We start from the raw sequence: 20,021 nt of genomic DNA, 5'->3' as shown, positions 1-20,021 counted from the left end.
CCACTGGCTGCCGTTTTTACTTTGGCCCAAGTATTTGTGTTTTAGCGAGGAGCCTACTGGCACAGGCTGCGAATACCATGGGCCTCCTGCACAGCATCCAGCCAGTAATAGGTATCGTTGTCGCTGAAGTAATAATAAATACTGTCGTTCGGCAACAACACCACAGTGATTCCACCAAAGCCGGATAAAAACGGAATCCAGTGATTACCGCGGCAGCCGCTTAATTTCCCCACCACATTGTGCGCCCAGAAGCCGTTGTTGTAGCGGTAATCGGCCAGGGGAATCGTGCCGGTATCCAAGGGGTTGCGTTGCAGAGCCGCGTTCAGCTCCCCCAGATCCAGTTTCTGTTGCCCGCCAACTCTGCCCTTGTCGATGCCGACAAAGCGGCCAATTTTGGCCACATCGTCCGGCAACCACATCAGCCCCCAACCGGCAAACGGCTGCGCCGCGGCATCGTAGGTGCGACGAGTATACTGCCCGGTAGGACTTACTCCCACGGGGCCCCAGAGATCGGCAACCATCGTGTCTCCGAACAAGTCCGCGTCACTGCCCCGCTCCCCCCGCAGGTAGTCCGCCATCAGCGTGCCGGCAATGTAGGTGTCCGAGGTGTGATAAACCCACTGGCTGCCGGGGGAATCCTTGCGCGGGTAATGGCCGCAGCTGTAGCTGAGCTTGCCGCGGTGGCTGTCAGACAGAAACAGGCCGTCGGTATGCTCGGCAGCCTCATCTACCATGTACGTTGCGCTGTCGTAATTGCCGGTAGCCATGTCCAGCAGATTATCGAGGGTGACATCACCCCAGTTGCTTTTACTGCACGCGGGCACATGGTCGCTGACGATGGTGTCGCGCACCCCCGGATACTGCTGTTGCAGGCGCATCATCGCGACACCGGCAAATACCGATTTTGCGATGGAATAGGAAGGCAACACCAGAGACTCACAATAGGGATAGTTCCCGTGGCGGGTAACGCAATCGCCCCGGTAGTGGTTGCCGTCAATCACAAAACCCGCGGTGGTGACATGACTGGGATCGGTACTGCCGGGGCTTTGAAAAGCCGTGTAATCGGTGCCCGGATAATCTGTATTTAGTAGCGACAGTGCCTTGATTGGCATCCGCGCTGCCACCTCTGCCTGATAATCCTGAATTCGCTGCTTCTGGTTGGCAATGGCCTGCGGTGTGTAGGTCGCATCGAGCAACCCCCACCAGTCTGCCTTGAAGTACAGACAGGTTTCACTACTAATCTGATAGGCAACTCTGGAAACAGAGCCATCGCCCTTGAACAAAAAACTCAGCACGCCGTTGTGGATACAATTTGCATTGCGCTGTTGCAGCGCAAAAGGAATCGCAGCGCGGCTGTAGCCCTTATCACCAACCTCCTGCCACACGCGTCCGGGAGTCAGCACATATTCCCAGTGCGGGTGACTGCTGGCGATGGAACCGCGTTCCAGGGGAAAAATGTGGCTTCCTGTTTGGAGAAACTGGAATGAAAATTCCGGCAAATGCTTGAGGGAACTGTCGTCTTTACCGGTGTCGGTGTAGTTATAGGTGTCCTTGATTTCTGTAAAGTTGCCGCCGTGGGCCTCGCCGTGCAGGGTAAGCGTGCCGGAAAAAACATGTTGCGGGTGCGCCGCCGCAGCGGGTAACGCATAGCCCGAAAAATTGATCGGGCTGCTCGGGCCATCGCCGGTCAACAGCGCCTCGCGACTCAGCAGCATTCGGGACACCTTGCCATCGCCGGTCAACTGGGCATATTCATTGCCGGTGTTTCCCCAGCAATACGTCGCTCCTGCCCATAGGGCCAGCAGTGCCAGGCAATGCGTTTTTGTTGGTTTTGTTTTTGTTTTTGCTTTCATTTTCGATGCATGAGCGGACAGCGGAGTTGTTATAGCGGTACGCCCGCTTGCTGTAGTATGGCCGCCAGGGGTTCGAGCTGATGCTCATAGTGCCGCCAGTGCGCTACCGCCGATTTATACAGTGGTTGCCGAACCTGTACCGAGCTGGCCGTCGCCACGGCACTGCGGTTATGATGGAATGCTTCACATTCTGGCTGCCAGTCGAGTTTGGCAGAACTAACCAGCTCTCTCGCCTGTCTCGGGAAGTCCTCTACCAGCCGGTCATAACGCTGAAATCGAACCTTGCCTTGCAATCTGTCTTGCCACTGGGACTTCAACTTCCAATACCCTATGTAGTAGCGCCCCAGGTCGCTGAGGTCATAGGAAAAGGGGTACCCCATCTGGAACAGTGTCTTGTACATGGCAAAGCAGGCATCCAGGGGGTGACGATCCATCCAGATGACACTTGCGCCGGGCATGGACCGGGTGATCAGGCTGGCGTAGAGAAAATTTTGCGGTGTTTTATCAATATTCCGAGGGAGCGACCCCGGAAAATTCTGCAGTCGCTTAAGGTAGCTTTGCGCGATTTTTTCCGGAGCCCAACGTGCGGTTTCCCTGACCAGCTCGCTCTTCGCAAGCTTTCTGCCGGAAGCGACCATCAGTGACATCGGAAAATCGGTAATCTCCCCAAGACTCCTGCAGTCACTGTGGCTAGACAAAATTCTGTCGACCAATGTGGTACCCGAACGCGGCAAGCCGAGTACAAAAACCGCCTCTTGCCCCACTTGTGCATCCGCTTCCTGCTCGCCGCCACCGCCACCGCCACCGCCATGACACTGGCGGATCAAATCCAATGTCTCCAGGTCACCCTCTACGCGATATTGCATACCCCGACGGCGCAGGTTCGCCCCTTTCTGGAAGTGTGCGAAGGCAGCGGGGAACTCTTGCAAATCTTCCAGTTCTCTACCAACGGCATAGTGCAGCTGGATCCGATCCATCGGCGACAGCCGCGCTCCTGCCAACAAAGACTCAATGTGCGCAACATCATTTGACGCCGTAGTGGCCTTGTTTAAACCGCTTTTTACCAGCTGAGCCTGGCCATCCGTTGGGTTGCTCTCAAGTAACGCCGTCAGTATTTCTTCTGCTTCAGTCGTATTTCCCAGGGCCACCAGATTGACCGCAAGGTTGTACTTACCATCGCGGCTTCCTCCCGCGGCGAGCTGCCGATAAGTACTCACCGCCTCATCCAGCAACTGACACTGAACCAGCAGCTGGGCGCACTCCGCAAGGTGCTGGGGCATATCTACAGCACGATCGAGATACTCGCGCACCAGCGCCCGCGCCTTGAGGTGTTCCCCACAGAATATGAGGCTGCGAATTGTGTGCGGGAACAGCACCAGTGCATCTGAATATTTTTTTCGAGCATCGGAAAGCACTTCCAGGGCGTCAAAAAACCTTCCGCCCTGAAGTGCGGCATTGGCTTGCCGAATTGCACCCTGCGGCATTGCTTCAATCTTATCCACGTTTTCCGTCATTTGAATTTTCTGTGTTGGATTACCATTATGCCAAGCACTCCGAGCATTCAAAAAAGGGGCGCAGAGCGCCCCCAAATACACCAATTAAATCAAGCAACAATGACAAGGCTCACACTTGATTCTTTGCGATCAGAAAGTCACTTTCAGGTTTGCACCAATGGTTCTGGGCAGTGCAAGGAATTCCTTGGATCCGTTGCCGAAATAATTTTGCGAAGGATCCGTGCCCATATACTCTTCTTTGAAAATACCGGTCGAGCCCTGCGCATTGGCCAGGTTTTTCGCGAACAGCGTCGCCGACCACCAATCACCCGCAATACCAACATGCCCATCCACAATGGCAAAGCCATCCAGTGTCTGCGCAAACCGCACACTATCGCTGGCCGCATTCTGTGTATCGGACTGATAGTAGGAAGCCAGCCGCGCAATCAACTCCAGCCCCTGATTGCCGATTGGAGCGCGGTAATCCAGAGCCGCGGATAGCGTATGCTCCGGCGTTCCCGGCAGGCGGGTTCCGGCACTGGCGAGAAGGCCACCGGTCGGGGAAACCAGCGCGTCGTCCAGTTCTGCATTGACATAGGCATAGCCGATGCCATAACTCAGCGTTTCAGTGACACTGCCCTGGATTTCAAATTCCAGACCGCTGGTGCTGGCACTTTCACCATTTGCGACCGCGTAGAAGCCACCAACAGGCGTCGATGTATTCATCTGCACATCTTGCCAGTCCACCATAAACGCCGCCAGTGTATAGCGGGCATTTCCGAGGTTGCCCTTGATACCCAGCTCGGTGTTCAACACGGCATCAGAGTCGTACTCCAGCCAGGCATCGCTCTCCGCAAAATTTCCACTCAGCGGCACGGCATTGGTACCACCGCGGCGATAACCTTCCGAGACGGTCGCGTAGACCATAGTGTCTTCGTTGATGTCGTAGGACAGGTTGCCCTTGAACAGGGTGCCGTTATCCGAGGTTGTACGGCGTTCGTTGACCGCATCACCGATCACCCCCGGCCCCCACAGCGGCAGGTCCATAAATACGTCGGACTGATATTCGTTATCGAAGTAACGTGCGCCCAGGGTAAAGTGCAATTTGTCCATGTGCCAGGTGGCTTCACCGTAGACGGCATTCTCGGTGAATTCGTCCATGCGGCTGTAATCCCAGTCCTGATCCGTGGCGACCAGGTCTATACCCCAGGCAGTTGCAGCCCAACGATCGAAGCCGCGCAGGTAACTCTGCTGAGCACCTGCGGTGTCCTGATTGATATGGAAAGCACCCAATGTCCAATCAAAATTGCCACTGGTGCTCGATACCAGACGTAGCTCCTGGATAAAGGCACTGTCTTCATATTGACGCGCCGCCTCGGCCATTGGCCGGGTGTAGTTGTAGTACCACTGCCCCAGCCAGCCCAGCTGGGCGTAAAAACCCGTATTCTCAGAAACGGATTCGCCAACATGGTCGTACTGTGAGGTGGAGGAAGTCAGGGTGGCAAAACCCAGGTCAATATCGACTTCCAGTGACGTCAAATCGGCTTCGCGACTGGAAGGCTCCAGCTGTACCGAGCCGTTTTCATATTCGTCATAGCTATTTCCGAATCCATCCATTCCCACCGTCTGCTGGCGACGACCACCGATGTCGTCTTGCTGCATCATATGTGTCAGCACAGCCTCGATTTTTTCGGTGGGCTGCCACAGCGCGGCCACTTTTACATACTTGATATCCACCGTATCGGCATCTTTTACGGTGCGATAATTTGCATCCGCCGAGAGAACACCGTTGGGCGCTACCGGCAACCCCGTATTGTCCAGCTGGTAAACATTGACATAGTCCACAACCCCCGCGCTATCCACAAATCCGGCGGAGCCGCGAACGGCGATATTGTCGGCGAGCGGTATATTGATTATCGCATCGCTGAAATAGTTCAGGCCGCTGGAGCCGGCGGTAGAGGACACCCCGGAGTTCAATTGCACTTCGACCGCCTCAGTGCTGGGCGCCCGCGTAATATAACGCACGGTGCCACCGAGCGAGCCAGAACCGTACAGGGTTCCCTGTGGCCCCCTCAGAACTTCCACCCGCTCCAGATCCTTGAGAATGAAGTTTGCATAGACCGGCGTGCTGTCGACATAGGTAGACACCGTGGGGGAAGCGGCAAGTGCATAGTCACCGAGTGCAGCGCCGTCCACGTTGAGCCCCCGGATCATGATGCCATTGATCACACCAGAGTTGCGGCTTCCGCGGTCAACCACGGCCACGCCGGGAATATTGCGCATAAGCTCCGCCTGATCCGTTATCTGGGCGGCACTGATGTTATCGCCGGAAACCGCAGAGATGTTGTAGGGGATGTCCTGCATGGACGCCTCACGGCTGGTTGCCGTCACAACAATCTCTTCGATCGGACCACTCTCTTGCGCGAAAACCTGCGGCACCGTAAAAATACTTCCAGTGGAAACTGCCGCAATTGCGGTGGCGAGCGCGCTTCGGTAAAACCCCTGTTTGATCGGTTGTTTCATGATGCCCTCTGCTAGGTCTGGTTCTCTTATTTTGAAAGGTTACATGCAGGCCAAACTGCGCCGGCTTTCGTTTTCTGCGTTTTTACTTGTGGACCCTGGCTCAAACCTAGAGCCAGTTAGTCTACAACGACTGGTCCAGCTATATTTCACCCTGCGAAAATGAAATCACCCGAGACGTGACTACTCCGGAATTTTCAGCTCTCCCAGTTCCGCCAGAGCCGGGGATACCGCACCCTGCTCGTACTGTGGGTAGTACACCCGGCCATCGCGAAAGCTTTTCAGAGGCTGGCCGAGGCCCTTCATGCCGCGCTCGCGGACCTGGGTAACTTTTTCCAGATCAACCTCGAAAGTGATAATTTCTTCTTCAACCGATGCCTCGTGAATCGTCTCACCTTCCGGGCCGACAATAATCGAGCGGCCTACGCCCTGGGCACCAGCCGAGTTCACATCGACGATGTAGCACTGGTTCATGGTGGCGCTGGCGCGCACAATGGACAGTTCATCCACGCGGTCGATGGTGTCCGTTTTGGTGGGATGAATAATCACATCTGCCCCCATCCATACCAGCGCGCGGGTGGTTTCCGGGAACCACATGTCGTAGCAGATGGAAACCCCAAAACGCCCCACTTCCGGGACCTCGAACACCACAAACTGGTCGCCACCGGTAACGCCTTTTTCATAGGGAAGGAAGGGGTAGATCTTCCGATAGCGGGCGATGACTTCGCCCGTGGGATTGATCACCGGTGTTGTATTGAAAACCGTGCTTCCGCATTTCTCGTACATGGAGCCCGGCACCAGCCAGATACCAAGCTCGCGGGCTGCGCGGCAAAATGCTTCCTCTTCGGCTGAGGGTAATTCCCGCGCATGCTGGGCGCCAACACCACGCAGCGCCAGCTCGCTCAACACCACCATCTTGACCCAGGGATAGCGGAGCTTGGTGCGCTGGATCTTTTGCAGCAGCAGCTCCAGATTGTCGGTTTCATCCAGGTTCAGCTGCAGTGCGGCAATTCCGAAGCGGCGGGGTTGGGTATTCATCGCTCACCGTGTCCTACTTGATTATTCTCGGCTGGAGTAATACTGGCCCAGCCAATGGCTCAGCTATAGGTCCAGATTGGCGCTGACGATTAGTCCACAAGGTGGTTATGGGGGGATTTGGCAGGAAACCGGCGAAGTGGCCCCAAAGGCTCGGTAAAACTGGCACTATCGCCAGTGCTGTAATAGGTTAGTTTTGGTCCGGCTCAGAGAAATAACACCAGAGATATAACAATAGCGTCCCGACCTCCGGAGTTCTTATGCAAAGCCCATCCACTACCGAAGCAACCGAGCTCCCAGGCGGTTCGACACCCGAAGGACAGTTTCCTGAAATTTCCACGCACACTGGACTACTGGCGAGCAACGGCTGGCTAGCGAGTATTTTTCTCGGTTTCCTGTCCTCTGCAGGGCTTTATTACGTCAACATCTTTCCGGTGATTGTCGATGCACTGATGGTAGGGGCCGGTTTGAGTGCTGAGCAGGCGGGGCAAATCACCTTCGCCAACACCATTGGTGCGGTGATCGGCGCATTTACGGTTTCCTGGCTGATCCGCTACATCCCCCGCTGGAAACTGGCGGCGACGATTTTGCTGTGCTGTTCCATCGGTATGGACGTACTGACGATCAAGCTGGCAAATCTGGACCTGCTGATTCCCCTGCGTCTGGTGCACGGAATACTTGGTGGGGCGCTGGTAGGGTTGGGCTTTGCGGCTATTGCACGCAGTGGTATTGCCGGGCGCAGTTACAGCATGGTACTGCTGGTGCAATACATCGGTGGTGCCATCGGCATGGGCTTTCTGCCGGCGCTGGTTGTGGAACACGGCCCTTACGTGCCTTTTTATGCTCTGATTACTTTCAGTGCGATCACACTGATGATGCTGCCACTGATTGCAGATTACCCGCTGCCCGAGCAATCCGTGCCGGTAACGGCCGTGACCAGCAGAGAACACAAACTGTCAGTTCGCCCCATCGCCATCACACTGATCGCCCTGTTCTGCTTTCAGTTCGCAAATATGGCTCTGTTTGCGTTCATCTTCGATCTCGGAAAATCCTTTGCACTTCCGCTCAGTTTTATCAGCCAGACCCTGTTCTGGGCCAACCTGATTGCGATCACTGGTGCCGCTCTGGCCGCGGTGACCGGTCAAAAGTTCCCACTGGCAAAACCATTGGGACTGGCTCTGCTCATAACGGTAGTGGGATTGCTGATGTTTGTTTCCAGCGGTATTCGAGAAATATTTATCATCGCCAACGTGGTTACCGGTATTACCTGGGCATTCTGCGTACCCTATTTCCTGACCATGACATCACGGTTTGACAGTGCGGGACAGATGGGGGCATTCGGCGGTTTTGCGTCCAAGCTGGGTCTTGCTTGCGGGCCGTTGTTCGCGGGTTATTTCATTACCGGTGGTGGGAGTTACACGCAGCTGATTGTTGTGGTTACGGTGGTGCTTGGTATCTGTTTGATTGCCGTTCCTGCGGCGGCGCGGCTGGATCGCGCCACAGATTGAGATTTTTCATACATAGTGCAGAGCTTAGAAATGAAGACAAAGCGGGCCACAGAGCCCGATCTGACTGATAATTATTCGTTGGCAATAATCGCCGTATCTATCAGTTTGCCGGTTTCACTAAACCACTTGATACGGTGGCCTTCCGTCACCACAAAAAAGCTGGCCCTGCGCCCGTAGGACCAGCTGCGCCACTGGCGCACCCACTGGTCGCCATCAAGCCACCAGCGTCCCATATCCGTCTCATCCATTTCCACATCGTTGCGGGAGTAGCCGAGCATGGTGCCGTCCGGCTTGAGTTCGATGCGGTAAGATTCCCCTAAGGTATTGGTTCCGAGGAAAACGGCACCGGGCATTTCCCGCTGCAGGTCTTGCGCAGACAGACGCCGCCCGCGGGCAGACGCCAGTGTTTCCTCTTCCGCCCGCAATTCGCCATGGATTAGTTTCGCCAGGATCTTGATCCCACTTTCGATCTTGCCTGCCTCAATGGCGGAAAAGCCGAGACGCACAGCGCTGCCGTCGCTGACGGTTTCCAGTAGTAAACCGTTCTGCTCTGCGGTGATCTGTAATTGCGCCGCGTCGATATGCTCCGGTAACTCCAGCCAGCAGGCAGTACCGCAACTGGCGCGGCGCACCTTGAGTTTCGGCAGGTGGTACATCAGGGCTTCGCCCAGCGCGGTCCAGCGCTCTTTCAGCTGCTGCGTGATTTTGAACAGTGCGGCATCCAGGTGGCCAGCGGCAACGAATTTGGCTAACAGGCGCTGATTGAGTGCCGGCACTCGCTCGCGCAAGGTGTAGCGCAGTGCACGCAACCGCTGGATAACCGGTTTGGCAGCCACCACAAACGCCAGCTGCATCCCCGGGTCAATCACCTTGGGGAATTGATACAGGTATATTACCGAGCTGCCGCCCGACATACTTTTCAGTGGTGGCAGCGAGTTCCCGTGGTAACAGAAGTCGTGGTCACAGTCGTTCTCGATAATCACGGCGCCCTGTTCCCGCGCCTGCTTCAATAACTGGCGCCGCCGCTCCAAACTAGTGGTCACTGCCGTGGGGTTGTGCACATTGGGCTGCAGGTAGAGACAGTCTGCCTGCTGGAAGTTGCCCGCCAGTAACGTGCCATCGGCATCCTGTGTCAGTGACAGAAGCTCCGCACCGGTGCGCCGAAAAATTTCCCCCACTTCGCCACCGGCAGGCTTAACCAGTGCGAGGCTACGCTGGCTTCCCAGCAAAAGCTCACCCAGCAGATAGCAGGCCTGTTCGACGCCACTGGTCAGCAATACCTGCCCCGGCTCCACGTAAATGCCGCGGCGCGGTAACAGGCGAGTGCAGATCTGCTCCACCAAATGACGATCATCTTCGTTACTGCCAAGCGTGGCCCACTGGGCGACTTCGCGTCCGGCAAAAATATCCCGGGTACACTCACGCCACTCCGCACCGGGATAGAGTCGCGGATCGTATTCATTACTGACAAAGGGGTAGGGATACTGCAGCCAGTTGGCGGGGCGGTTTTTCAGGGCGCGACGGTTGACGGACACCGGGTTGCAGTGGTCGCGCCAGAAGTGACGATTGTCCTCCTCATTGTGAGGCAGGTCATTACTGTGGCTTATTACTCCCTGCTGGGAAACGGTGTCACTGACATAAAAACCACTGCGTTCACGCGTCACCAGAAAGCCGTCATCCACCAGCTGCTGGTAGGCGATGACCACGGTATTGCGGGCCACCCCCAGCTGTTCCGCCATGCGGCGCGACGAGGGCATTTTGTGGCCTGCGGGAATACTGCCAGAAAGCATACCCTGGACCAGTTTCTCCCGGATCTGCTGCTGCAGGCTTTTGTCTGCGGCGGGATCAAGGACGATCAGTGCTTCGCTCATGAGGCTCTTTTTTGTCGTTCTTATTATGTACTGAGGGAGTTTGCCCGGCATACGCCGGGCATTCAAGTAGGGACCAGAGTGCCCACCTTGTGGGTCTGATTAATGCGTATTACGTGCCAATTTACGCAGCCGGAGTGCCAGCCACACCAGAATCACACCAAAAATGATCGCGTAGGTTCCGATCAGCCACAGCAGCGCCAGTGCACCGGCACCGGGCTTGAGCAGCAACACCAGGCCAAAAATCACCGACAGCATGCCGGCAAAAATCAGCAGCCATTCATGCTCGATTTCCTTGCGCAGGCGGATGGCGCCGATGATTTCAAAAATGCCCCGCACCAGTGCCCAGGCACCGATGAAAATGACCAGTACCAGCGCGGTGACCTGCGGATAAATAAAAGTGACAACACCCGCAGCGATGCCCGTAATACCGACGAACAATAGCCACCAGAGGGAGGAGCGGCTCACCTCGCCGCGCCCTTTGATCGCGCCGTAAATGGCGACGATGCCATCCATCAGCGAATAGACCCCGAACAGGATCACCAGGCTCAACAGGGAGATGCCCGGCCACACAAAGGTGAGCACCCCGAACAGTATGGCGAAGAGGCCCCGCACCAGCGCCACCCACCAGTTGTCGGCCATGGCGCGCAGCAGCGGGCGATCGGAAAGGGAAATGGAATTCCTGGTCATGATAACTCCCGACGCTTTGAGACTATTTCGTCGGGAGTTATAGGGTGAAGTTGCGCAAACAGCGACTCAGATAAAATGCTGTACCTTGTTTTTGTAACTGCGGCTCATTTTCAGTCGCTCGCCGTTATTCAATACCAGGTGGTACTCGCCATTGATGTGCGCGCAGATCTCGCGCACGCGCTTCAGGTTGACGATGGTGGAGCGGTGGATGCGCTGGAACACTTTCGGATCCAGCTGCTGCTCCAGCTCTTTCATGGTGATGCGCATCACATGGGTTTCGCCATTGGCATGCACACACATATAGTCGCCGGCGGCGTCGATCCAGTCGATCTCCCGCGCCGGCACCAGGGTAATTTTACCGGAGTCCTTGATGGCGATCTTTTCCGGGTAACGGCTGCTGCCCAGCTCGCCCGCAGCCAACTTTTCCTCCAGTGCCTGGGGTGATTCCTGGGTCAGATCCGCCACTGCCTCCAGCAGCTGTTCGCGCTGGGCGGCGAGATTTTCGCTGCCCAGTTTTTGCCGCACCCGTTGCAGCGCCAGGTTGAGACGGTCTTCCTCGATGGGCTTCAGCACATAGTCCACCGCGTTGACCTCAAAAGCCTCCACCGCGTACTGATCGTAGGCCGTCACAAAAACGATCTGCGGGATCTCGTCCTTCGGCAGCAGCTGTACCAGCTCAAGGCCGCTGACACCCGGCATCTGGATGTCGAGGAAGGCCACATCCGGCTTCAGTGCCAGTATCTGTTCCCGCGCTTCGCGGCCGTTGCCACACTCCGCCAGGATTTCGATCCCGCCCTCGCTGTCAGCCAGGTTCTCAAGGCGCAGACGCAGGCCGCGGCGGGCCAGCGGTTCATCGTCCACAATGATGACTTTCAGAAGTTTGTTATCCACAATCTCGCCACTGCCGCTCATATTGCTGCTCTCTTTACTGGATCCAGACTATTCCTGCTCAAACGGAATCCGCAGATTGACTGCCAGGCCGCCTTCCGGGCGATTGCAGAAGCGGGTCTTCTGCTCCACGCCATACAGGGCCCGCAACCGCTCGCAAGTGTTGCGAATGCCCACGCCGCTGCCGCTGCCGAGCCCCGCCAGCGCCTCTTCCGGCACGCCGGGCCCGTTGTCGCTGACCTCGATCAGCAGCTCACCGGCAAATACCCGAGCCTTGATCGTGATCTCGCCGCCCCACTCCCGCTGGGAGATGCCGTATTTGATCGCATTTTCCACCAGAGGTTGCAGCAGCAGGCTGGGTACCAGGGCGCGCGAGGCGTCGCCCTCCAGATCCACATTGACCTGCAGGCGATCGGCGAAGCGCACTTTCTCGATATCCAGGTACAGCATCAGCGCCTCCACTTCCTTGGCCAGGGTGACCTTCTGCATGGGGTCATTGTCCAGGGAGTGGCGCAGGAACTGGGACAGCCGGGTGACCATGCTGTTGGCGGTCTTGCCGTCCTGATCCAGGATCAGGGTGGAAATCGCATTCAGGGTATTGAACAGGAAATGGGGGTTCAGCTGGTAGCGCAGCATTTTCAGCTGCGACTGGTGGGCGATGGACTCCGCCTTGAGGGCCTTCTCCTGCTGTAGCAGGGAGGCCTGATAGTATTTGATGCCGTAGTAGAGCGCCGTCCAGGTCATGTAGATCAGGAAGGAGTAGGAGAACCAGTAGACGGCCACTACCGCCGGATGCTCATCACTCTCCTTTCCGTACAGCCACAGGGAGCCGCCAAACTTGATCGCCGCCCACAGCGCCGCCCCCAGGATAATCACCCCTAGGGACCCCATCAGTCGTGCGGCGGGCGCTTTGTGCCACAGGCGCTGAAAACCCCGGCGCATGCCCTCGGAAATCGCCACGCCAGAGGCGGTAGCCACGGCAATATAGCCGGTGTGGAGCCAATGGCTCTCCACCCAGAAGAAGCTGCCGACGAACGTCAGCAGTGTATAGGCACCCCAGCCACTGCACTGCAACGCCCAGTACTGGCACCGCTCGGAAGCCAGCTTTGTCGTCAGCCAATTGAAAACCGAAGTTCCCATAAATAAACCCAATAAACCTGCAAACGTGGCGCAAAGACTGCGCCAATCTGGGAAAATAGCCTAATTGACTGGAAGCGTGGGTGAAATACCACCAAACGCAACAATCTGACAGACTGCCGCAGACTGGGGCCAAACGGGAGACAAGTACCTTGAAATACTGGTTGTTCAAATCAGAGCCGGACGAGTACGGACTTGCAGACCTGAAGGCAGAGCCTGGTCACGTTGGCCGCTGGGACGGCATCCGCAACTACCAGGCGCGCAACTTCCTGCGGGATCAGGTGCAGCTGGGCGACGGCGTGCTCTTCTATCACAGTGCCTGCAAAATCCCCGCCGTTGCCGGTACCGCGACAGTGGCAAAGGCGGCCTACCCGGATCCGGCGCAATTCAATCCCGAATCCAAGTACTTCGACCCCAAGGCCACCGCAGACAAACCGCGCTGGTTCTGCGTGGATATCCGGTGGCAGAGTGAATTCCGCTGCCCCGTGGCCCTGAAAGACATCAAACAGAACCCGGCGCTGGCGGAGATGGTGCTGGTAAAACAGGGCCGGCTGTCAATTCAGCCGGTCACCAGCGAAGAGTGGGACATTATTCAGCAGCTGGGGCGCTAGTGGTCCGGGGCGAGCCCAGCAACCCATCCGCGCGGAACATCGACTTGATGCCGCGCACCGCCTGGCGAATGCGATTCTGGTTTTCGATCAGGGCAAAGCGCACATAGTCGTCGCCGTAGTCGCCAAAACCGATTCCCGGCGACACGCACACCTTGGCGTCCGCCAGCAGCTTTTTGGCAAATTCCAGTGAGCCCATCTCCCGGTAAGCGTCCGGAATTTTCGCCCACACATACATGGAGGCCTTGGGTACATCCACCATCCAGCCGGCTTCGTGCAACCCCTTAACCAGGGTGTCGCGACGCTGGCGGTACTGCTCGGCGATATCCCGCACACACTGCTGATCCCCTTCCAGGGCCGCAATGGCCGCCACCTGCAGCGGGGTAAAACTGCCGTAGTCGTGGTAGCTCTTGATGCGCGCCAGCGCATTCACCAGGTCGCGGTTGCCCACCATAAAACCCACGCGCCAACCGGCCATGTTGTAGCTTTTGGAGAGGGTAAAGAATTCCACCGCCACATCTTTGGCCCCGGGCACCTGCATGATCGAGGGCGCTTTCCAGCCCTCGTAAACGATGTCGGCGTAGGCCAAATCGTGCACCACCAGAATGCCGTAGCGCTTCGCCAGCGCCACTACCCGCTCGAAAAAATCCAGCTCGACACACTGCGCGGTGGGGTTGGACGGGAAGCCGAGAATCACCATTTTTGGCTTGGGAATACTCTCGGTAATGGCCCGCTCCAGCTCGGCAAAAAAGTCGATGCCGGGCACCAGTGGTACCGAGCGCACCTGGGCGCCGGCAATCACCGCACCGTAAATGTGGATGGGATAACTGGGATTGGGCACCAGCACCATATCGCCGTGATCCAGCACCGCCAGCATCAGGTGCGCCAACCCTTCCTTGGAGCCAATGGTCACCACCGCCTCTTCTTCCGGGTCTATCTCCACCTGGTAGCGATCCGCATACCATTGCGAAATGGCCCGGCGCAGGCGGGGTATGCCGCGGGAAGTGGAGTAGCCGTGGGTGTCCTCGCGCTGGGCCACAGTACACAGCTTGTCGACAATATGTTGCGGGGTAGGTCCGTCGGGATTGCCCATACTGAAGTCGATGATGTCTTCGCCGCGCCGTCGCGCAGCCATCTTCAGTTCGGCAGTGATATTGAAAACGTAGGGGGGAAGGCGATCAATACGGGAAAAACGGCGCTCGGAAGGCGCACTCATATCCTTACTCATAAATTCCTCTGTTTACGTAAGCGCCCGGAACCGTCCGAGCGACGCAGGCCGCCGATTGGCGACCCGGGGATCATAAGCGAAGAATTTATTTTCGAGAATGGGCAGTCAGCCGATTGGTAAAGATCGGCGCCACAAACCTTCAGATATCCGGCTGGATGTCCGCCGGGGAGCGGGAATGGGTCGGCTCCTTGGCACAGGAGCACCCCAGGCGGCCATCCAGAGTCTGCCACTCGCTGTAATTGGCATCCTGGCACTGCATACGCAGGGCCTGACACTGGGAGCCATAGCGGACCTTGCTGTTGCTGGCACCCTCGAGCGCCATGTGCGTCAGCGTTTCACAACCAGCGGCCGAGCCAATGAATAGCAGAATAAAAATGAGTTTGCGGTGCATGATTCTTCCCTGTTTATTTCTTCCCTGTTTATTAGAGTCCAGTGTCGGCGCCTACCGAGATAGGGATAGGACAAAGTTTTACTAACAAAAGTTTCACGAGCAAAAGTTTCACGAACAAAAGTTCCGCTAGATAAATTCTGCTATCTCGCGCAATGGCTTTTTACCAATTGCCGGAACCTGTGCGCCCTCCGCCGGCAGCCCGGCCACCACAATCATATAGGGGCGCTCGTCGCTGGGGCGGCCGAGAATCTGGTTCAGGAACTTCATCGGGCTCGGCGTGTGCGTGAGAGTAGCGACACCGGCATTGTGCAGTGCGGCCAGCAACATGCCGGTGGCGATACCGACAGACTCGGAAGTGTAGTAATTTTTGCGCTGCTCACCCGCCGCACCTTCGGAGAACTTTTTCAGGAAAATCACGATCAGGTAGGGTGCGGTTTCCAGGAAGGGCTTATGGGCATCGGTTCCCAGCGGGGCGAGTGCATCCAGCCACTCTTCCGATGCACGCCTCTCATAAAATTCCCGCTCTTCCGCTTCCGCCGCCATGCGGATCTCTTGTTTCACCGCCGCAGATTCCACCACGCAAAAATGCCACGGCTGCATATTGGCACCACTGGGTGCGCTGCCCGCAGTCAGTACCGCCTGCTCGATTACTTCGCGGGGTATTGGTGCAGTTGAGAAATCCCGCACCGAGCGGCGCTGCTGCATCCACTGATAAAAGGTGCGCGCACGCGCAATTTTGGTCGCATCGTCGAACTGTTCGAACTGTAATGGCGCGAACTTGCCGGAGTCTGCCATTACACTACCCCCTTGGACCGCGCGATAAACAGGCTCAACAGCGACAGCAGCGTCAGTACTGCGAGAATAATGCCCAGCAGCAGTAAGGGACGAAATGGCTTGCGGTCCACATCGTTGTGCCCGCGCTGCAGATAACGGTCGACCTTGGCCTGGTCTTCTGCGGAAAGTTTCTTCGGCGGGACGGTGAATTCGGATTCGGACTCTGGATTCGACATGGCTAACCCGGGATCTTCTTATTTTGATAGCCCGAGTTTAGGAGATCCGGCGCCACGAAAAAAGCCCCGCGGGTGCGGGGCTTTGGCGAGTCGAATCTGGACAGTCGCGGATCAGAACAGCTCGTCTTCCATGTCCATCAGCGTCTCGCTGCCGGCAAGTACGCTGGCCGCCAGCGCATTGGTCTGCGGCAGCAGGCGCGCAAAATAGAAGCGTGCGGTTTTGATCTGGCCGCGGTAGAAGTCGTCTGCCTGGGGCAGCGCAACGCTGGCCACCTTGGCCCACATGTAGGCGTAGGCGACAAAACCGAACAGGTGCAGGTACTCCACAGAGGCGGCGCCCGGTGCGTTGGGATCGGTTTTGGCCGCTTCGATCACCGCTGCGGTGACGTCTTTCAGGCGCTGCAGCTCGCTCGCCAGCGGCTGGATGAACTCCGCCATGGCCTCGTTATCGGCGTTGGCTGCGATGAACTCCTGAATTTCCGCAGCAAACAGTTCGAAGAAGGCACCGCCATTGGCGACGGTCTTGCGACCGATCAGGTCCAGCGCCTGGATGCCGTTGGTACCTTCGTAGATCTGGGTAATGCGCACATCGCGCACCAGCTGCTCCTGGCCCCACTCGCGGATAAAGCCATGGCCACCGAACACCTGCTGGCCGAGTACGGTGCACTCGAGGCCCTTGTCGGTGAAGAAGGCTTTAGCCACCGGCGTCAGCAACGCAACCATCGCTTCCGCGTGCTTCTGCTCTTCGCCTTCACCGAACTTGGCGATATCCAGCCATTTGGCTACATAGGTAGACAGCGCACGGCCACCACCAATGTAGGCTTTCTGGGTCAGCAGCATGCGGCGCACATCCGGGTGCACGATGATCGGATCGGCCGCCTTTTCCGGCTGCTTGGCACCTTCCGGCGAACGGCTCTGTACGCGGTCACGGGCGTACTCAAGAGCACTTTGATAGGAGCGCTCGGAAGCGCCCAGGCCCTGGATACCCACACCAAGGCGCTCGTAATTCATCATGGTGAACATGGCCGCGAGGCCCTTGTTCACTTCACCTACCAGCCAGCCTTTGGCGCCGTCAAAGTTCATCGCACAGGTAGACGAGGCCTTGATACCCATCTTGTGCTCAATGGAACCACAGCTGACCGCATTGCGCTCGCCCAGGCTGCCGTCTTCGTTGACCATGATTTTCGGCACTAGGAACAGGGAGATACCTTTCGGGCCTTTGGGTGCATCCGGCAGTTTGGCCAGCACCAGGTGGATGATGTTCTCGGACAGGTCATGGTCACCGCCGGTAATGAAAATCTTGGAGCCGGTGATGCTGTAGCTGCCATCTTCCTGCGGCTCCGCCTTGGTGCGGATGATACCCAGGTCGGTACCGGCGTGCGGCTCGGTCAGATCCATGGCACCGGCCCAGGTGCCGGAGTACATGTTCGGCAGGTACTTTTGCTTCAGCTCTTCGGTGGCGTGGGCGTCGATTGCCAGGCAGGCGCCGTTGGTCAGCACCGGGTAGAGGGCGAAGGAAATATTCGCCGCGCAGATCATCTCTTCCACCTGGGCACCCAGGGTTTTCGGCATACCCATGCCACCGAATTCCGGGTTGCCCACCAGCGCACCCCAGCCGCCCTCACAGTAGGTGGCATAGGCTTCCGGGAAACCTTTCGGCGTGGTCACCACGCCGTCGTTCCAGTGGCAACCCTCTTCGTCGCCGCTGCGGTTGATCGGGTCCAGGGTATTGGCAGCCAGCTTGGCCATTTCTTCCAGAATGGCGTCCGCGGTCTCGCGATCGGCGGTCTCCGCCAGCGCCGGCAGGCGCGCCCACAGCTTGTCTGCCTCGAACACTTCATGCAGCAGGAAGTTCATTTCGCGCAGTGGTGCCTTGTATTCGGCCATGGTGTCGCCTCTCCGATAGGTATTCGTTGGATTGCGCCAAATTAGCTCAATCGTTTGTTTCAAACAGATGTTTGAAATCTAGGGCCAAGCCATCCTCAAGTCAAGCCGGGCGGGCGAATCCGGCTTGCTGGTCAGTCGTTTGAAGAACTCATTCAGGAGAAGATAGCAGGGGGGAAAGGTCCAGGTGCGCAGCGCCCTGACGGTAGTCACCAGAATCATCAAAGGGCAGAACACCCAGGCAGGGAGCAGGCAACAGGGCGCGCAGAGTCATCAGGTTCTCCTCCGCCTTCGGCATGTCAGCCTGCGGTCCACGCACAAAGTTCGCCACCCAACCGGCCAGCACCAGGCCATCGCGACGCACGGCTTCCGCCGTAAGCAGCGCATGGTTGATACACCCAAGCTCCATGCTGACCACCAGAATCACCGGCAATTCCAGCGCCCGGGGCAAGTCCGAGAGAAACTGCCGCGGCGCCAGTGGCACCCGCCAGCCGCCAGCACCCTCCACCAGTACCAGATCGGCGCCACTGTTCATCACCCCGCGACATATGCCTTCCAGACGCGATGTATCCAGCCGGCGTCCCGCCTCCATCGCCGCGATATGCGGAGCAACTGCGGGCGCCAGCGCAATGGGGTTGACCTGCTCGTAGGGCATCACCGCAGTCATAGCATCGATCAGGGTCAGCGCATCGCTATTGCGCAAACCTTCCGGCGTCTCTTCACAACCGGACGCCACCGGCTTCATCGCCGCCGTTTTCAGCCCCTGCCTGGCCGCAGCATCCAGCAACGCCGCCGTGGCATAGGTCTTGCCGACTTCAGTATTTGTTCCAGTTACAAAAAACGTACGGGTCACGGAAACTTACCTCGCTCATTGAAATCTTTTATGTTGACGCCCCTTTAAACCTAGTCTACTTGCTGATAAATTGACCATGTAGAGCAGCAATCGTACAACCCGCTTCGCCAATCACGGCCGGGGTTAGGATAATTGCCTAACAAGAGCCCCGGACCTGGTCTGGGGTGACAGCCTAGGACAGCGCTGTCATAACGCTATTGCGTCACCAAGTCGCACCGCGCAACCACATTGCTTAGCCAGGGCGGACTCAACCCCGCCCACCACACCAAGCCTCCCCGCAAATGTCAGGGATGTGGAAGTGCGAAAGCACGGAAGCTGATGTTTCAGCCCCGGAATGACACCTTTGATGCCATTACTACCGATGAGAGCCATGCGATACCTAAAACTGAGTCTGATAGCCCTTTTCCTGATCCCCACCCTGGCCTTCGCCAAGATCAAGCCAGTGGATGAAGTGGTGGTCTACAAATCCAAGCACCTGATGCAGCTGAAGCGCAACGGCAAAGTTGTAAAGAGCTACAAGGTGGTGTTTGGCAAAAACCCCGTGGGGCACAAACAGTACGAGGGCGACTCGCGCACCCCGGAAGGGCGCTATACCCTCAACTGGAAAAAGAAGAACAGCACCTACTACCGTGCCATTCAGGTCTCCTACCCCAATGCCACGGACCGCAAGCGGGCAGCCAAACTGGGCAAAAGCCCCGGCGGCGCCATCATGATCCACGGCCAGAAGCCCCACTGGAAAGGTATCGAAGATTACCTGACCCGTATGAACTGGACCGACGGCTGCATTGCGGTGACCAACCCGCAGATGGATGAGATCTGGGCGATGGTGGATACCGGTACGCCGATTGAGATTTTTCCGTAATCGGACACACCACCAAGCTTTCCGCCAGCGCGCTGGAAATCGAAGCAATTAAGTTCGAATCAAAGGTGGCGATGCCGGGTAGGGCTTTGTGAGACCTTCTAAAACAGGGATGTTTTAGAAGAGCCCCCAGGGATGGGTTAACGGGGGGCGCCTAGCTCGTGTCTCACAAAGCCCTACCCGGCAGCGGTACCGC

General features: G+C 57.4%; 17 protein-coding genes. 3 read left to right on the top strand and 14 right to left on the bottom strand.

Going from position 1 to position 20,021, the window contains the following annotated elements; all coding sequences use genetic code 11:
• Positions 1 to 53 precede the first annotated feature (53 nt).
• The 4 genes from M0G74_RS16755 to M0G74_RS16740 all read right to left on the bottom strand — a co-directional run bounded on the left by M0G74_RS16755 (position 54) and on the right by M0G74_RS16740 (position 6,904).
• Positions 54 to 1,715 (bottom strand): serine hydrolase, encoded by a 1,662-nt coding sequence (locus M0G74_RS16755; RefSeq protein ID WP_248219770.1) that lies wholly within the window; start codon positions 1,713 to 1,715, stop codon positions 54 to 56.
• A gap of 167 nt (positions 1,716 to 1,882) precedes the next feature.
• A complete protein-coding gene (locus M0G74_RS16750) occupies positions 1,883 to 3,448 on the bottom strand; it encodes a sulfotransferase (RefSeq protein WP_248219769.1) in 1,566 nt (521 codons plus the stop codon).
• Positions 3,449 to 3,496: 48 nt separating this feature from the next.
• Positions 3,497 to 5,869, bottom strand: coding sequence for a TonB-dependent receptor (locus tag M0G74_RS16745; RefSeq protein ID WP_248219766.1), 2,373 nt, complete (start codon positions 5,867 to 5,869; stop codon positions 3,497 to 3,499).
• Between the two features lie 180 nt (positions 5,870 to 6,049).
• Entirely contained in the window at positions 6,050 to 6,904 is an 855-nt protein-coding gene (locus tag M0G74_RS16740) for a carbon-nitrogen hydrolase family protein (protein ID WP_248219765.1), read from the bottom strand.
• Positions 6,905 to 7,161: 257 nt separating this feature from the next.
• On the opposite strand from M0G74_RS16740, the gene M0G74_RS16735 reads away from it, so the two are divergent.
• Entirely contained in the window at positions 7,162 to 8,409 is a 1,248-nt protein-coding gene (locus M0G74_RS16735) for an MFS transporter (RefSeq protein WP_248219762.1), read from the top strand.
• A gap of 71 nt (positions 8,410 to 8,480) precedes the next feature.
• Here M0G74_RS16735 and M0G74_RS16730 read toward each other — a convergent pair whose 3' ends face one another.
• The 4 genes from M0G74_RS16730 to M0G74_RS16715 form a co-directional block, all read right to left on the bottom strand.
• Positions 8,481 to 10,280 carry a PLP-dependent aminotransferase family protein gene (locus M0G74_RS16730; RefSeq protein WP_248219760.1) on the bottom strand — a complete coding sequence of 600 codons (1,800 nt, stop codon included), beginning with the start codon at positions 10,278 to 10,280 and terminating at the stop codon, positions 8,481 to 8,483.
• Positions 10,281 to 10,379: 99 nt separating this feature from the next.
• A complete protein-coding gene (locus M0G74_RS16725; protein WP_248219758.1) occupies positions 10,380 to 10,967 on the bottom strand; it encodes an HdeD family acid-resistance protein in 588 nt (195 codons plus the stop codon).
• Between the two features lie 66 nt (positions 10,968 to 11,033).
• Positions 11,034 to 11,879 carry a LytTR family transcriptional regulator DNA-binding domain-containing protein gene (locus tag M0G74_RS16720; protein ID WP_248219756.1) on the bottom strand — a complete coding sequence of 282 codons (846 nt, stop codon included), beginning with the start codon at positions 11,877 to 11,879 and terminating at the stop codon, positions 11,034 to 11,036.
• A gap of 27 nt (positions 11,880 to 11,906) precedes the next feature.
• Positions 11,907 to 12,995 carry a histidine kinase gene (locus M0G74_RS16715; protein WP_248219754.1) on the bottom strand — a complete coding sequence of 363 codons (1,089 nt, stop codon included), beginning with the start codon at positions 12,993 to 12,995 and terminating at the stop codon, positions 11,907 to 11,909.
• 149 nt (positions 12,996 to 13,144) lie between these two features.
• On the opposite strand from M0G74_RS16715, the gene M0G74_RS16710 reads away from it, so the two are divergent.
• Positions 13,145 to 13,603 carry an EVE domain-containing protein gene (locus tag M0G74_RS16710; protein ID WP_248219752.1) on the top strand — a complete coding sequence of 153 codons (459 nt, stop codon included), beginning with the start codon at positions 13,145 to 13,147 and terminating at the stop codon, positions 13,601 to 13,603.
• Here the strand turns inward: M0G74_RS16710 and alaC are convergent.
• The 6 genes from alaC to bioD form a co-directional block, all read right to left on the bottom strand.
• The gene (gene alaC / locus M0G74_RS16705) at positions 13,581 to 14,828 is read right to left on the bottom strand and encodes an alanine transaminase (protein WP_248219750.1); all 1,248 of its coding nucleotides are present in this window, start codon (positions 14,826 to 14,828) and stop codon (positions 13,581 to 13,583) included. The genes M0G74_RS16710 and alaC overlap by 23 nt on opposite strands.
• 139 nt (positions 14,829 to 14,967) lie before the next feature.
• Positions 14,968 to 15,219, bottom strand: a complete 252-nt coding sequence (locus M0G74_RS16700; protein WP_248219748.1) for a hypothetical protein — start codon at positions 15,217 to 15,219, stop codon at positions 14,968 to 14,970.
• Positions 15,220 to 15,345: 126 nt separating this feature from the next.
• A complete protein-coding gene (locus M0G74_RS16695; protein ID WP_248219746.1) occupies positions 15,346 to 16,014 on the bottom strand; it encodes a nitroreductase family protein in 669 nt (222 codons plus the stop codon).
• A complete protein-coding gene (locus M0G74_RS16690) occupies positions 16,014 to 16,229 on the bottom strand; it encodes a DUF3094 family protein (RefSeq protein WP_248219744.1) in 216 nt (71 codons plus the stop codon). Before M0G74_RS16690 ends, M0G74_RS16695 begins: the two co-directional genes overlap by 1 nt.
• Before the next feature lie 111 nt (positions 16,230 to 16,340).
• Positions 16,341 to 18,116 (bottom strand): acyl-CoA dehydrogenase C-terminal domain-containing protein, encoded by a 1,776-nt coding sequence (locus M0G74_RS16685; protein WP_248219743.1) that lies wholly within the window; start codon positions 18,114 to 18,116, stop codon positions 16,341 to 16,343.
• Positions 18,117 to 18,264: 148 nt separating this feature from the next.
• On the bottom strand, positions 18,265 to 18,966 hold the full coding sequence (gene bioD / locus M0G74_RS16680) for a dethiobiotin synthase (RefSeq protein WP_248219740.1): 702 nt from the start codon (positions 18,964 to 18,966) through the stop codon (positions 18,265 to 18,267).
• Positions 18,967 to 19,336: 370 nt separating this feature from the next.
• On the opposite strand from bioD, the gene M0G74_RS16675 reads away from it, so the two are divergent.
• Positions 19,337 to 19,828 (top strand): L,D-transpeptidase family protein, encoded by a 492-nt coding sequence (locus tag M0G74_RS16675; protein WP_248219738.1) that lies wholly within the window; start codon positions 19,337 to 19,339, stop codon positions 19,826 to 19,828.
• Positions 19,829 to 20,021 lie beyond the last annotated feature (193 nt).

Origin of the sequence: Microbulbifer sp. CAU 1566, from assembly GCF_023156515.1 — a bacterium.
GTDB lineage: Bacteria > Pseudomonadota > Gammaproteobacteria > Pseudomonadales > Cellvibrionaceae > Microbulbifer.
This window is presented reverse-complemented; position numbering and strand designations above follow the sequence as displayed.

Excerpts from the sequence above, each read along its gene's own strand:
- M0G74_RS16745 (WP_248219766.1), bottom strand. The coding sequence starts at position 5,869 with ATGAAACAACCGATCAAACAGGGGTTTTACCGAAGCGCGCTCGCCACC.
- M0G74_RS16700 (WP_248219748.1), bottom strand. The coding sequence starts at position 15,219 with ATGCACCGCAAACTCATTTTTATTCTGCTATTCATTGGCTCGGCCGCT.
- M0G74_RS16675 (WP_248219738.1), top strand. The coding sequence starts at position 19,337 with ATGCGATACCTAAAACTGAGTCTGATAGCCCTTTTCCTGATCCCCACC.
- M0G74_RS16720 (WP_248219756.1), bottom strand. The coding sequence starts at position 11,879 with ATGAGCGGCAGTGGCGAGATTGTGGATAACAAACTTCTGAAAGTCATC.
- alaC (WP_248219750.1), bottom strand. The coding sequence starts at position 14,828 with ATGAGTAAGGATATGAGTGCGCCTTCCGAGCGCCGTTTTTCCCGTATT.
- M0G74_RS16695 (WP_248219746.1), bottom strand. The coding sequence starts at position 16,014 with ATGGCAGACTCCGGCAAGTTCGCGCCATTACAGTTCGAACAGTTCGAC.
- M0G74_RS16685 (WP_248219743.1), bottom strand. The coding sequence starts at position 18,116 with ATGGCCGAATACAAGGCACCACTGCGCGAAATGAACTTCCTGCTGCAT.
- M0G74_RS16740 (WP_248219765.1), bottom strand. The coding sequence starts at position 6,904 with ATGAATACCCAACCCCGCCGCTTCGGAATTGCCGCACTGCAGCTGAAC.
- M0G74_RS16730 (WP_248219760.1), bottom strand. The coding sequence starts at position 10,280 with ATGAGCGAAGCACTGATCGTCCTTGATCCCGCCGCAGACAAAAGCCTG.
- M0G74_RS16715 (WP_248219754.1), bottom strand. The coding sequence starts at position 12,995 with ATGGGAACTTCGGTTTTCAATTGGCTGACGACAAAGCTGGCTTCCGAG.
- M0G74_RS16690 (WP_248219744.1), bottom strand. The coding sequence starts at position 16,229 with ATGTCGAATCCAGAGTCCGAATCCGAATTCACCGTCCCGCCGAAGAAA.
- M0G74_RS16735 (WP_248219762.1), top strand. The coding sequence starts at position 7,162 with ATGCAAAGCCCATCCACTACCGAAGCAACCGAGCTCCCAGGCGGTTCG.
- M0G74_RS16725 (WP_248219758.1), bottom strand. The coding sequence starts at position 10,967 with ATGACCAGGAATTCCATTTCCCTTTCCGATCGCCCGCTGCTGCGCGCC.
- M0G74_RS16755 (WP_248219770.1), bottom strand. The coding sequence starts at position 1,715 with ATGCTGCTGAGTCGCGAGGCGCTGTTGACCGGCGATGGCCCGAGCAGC.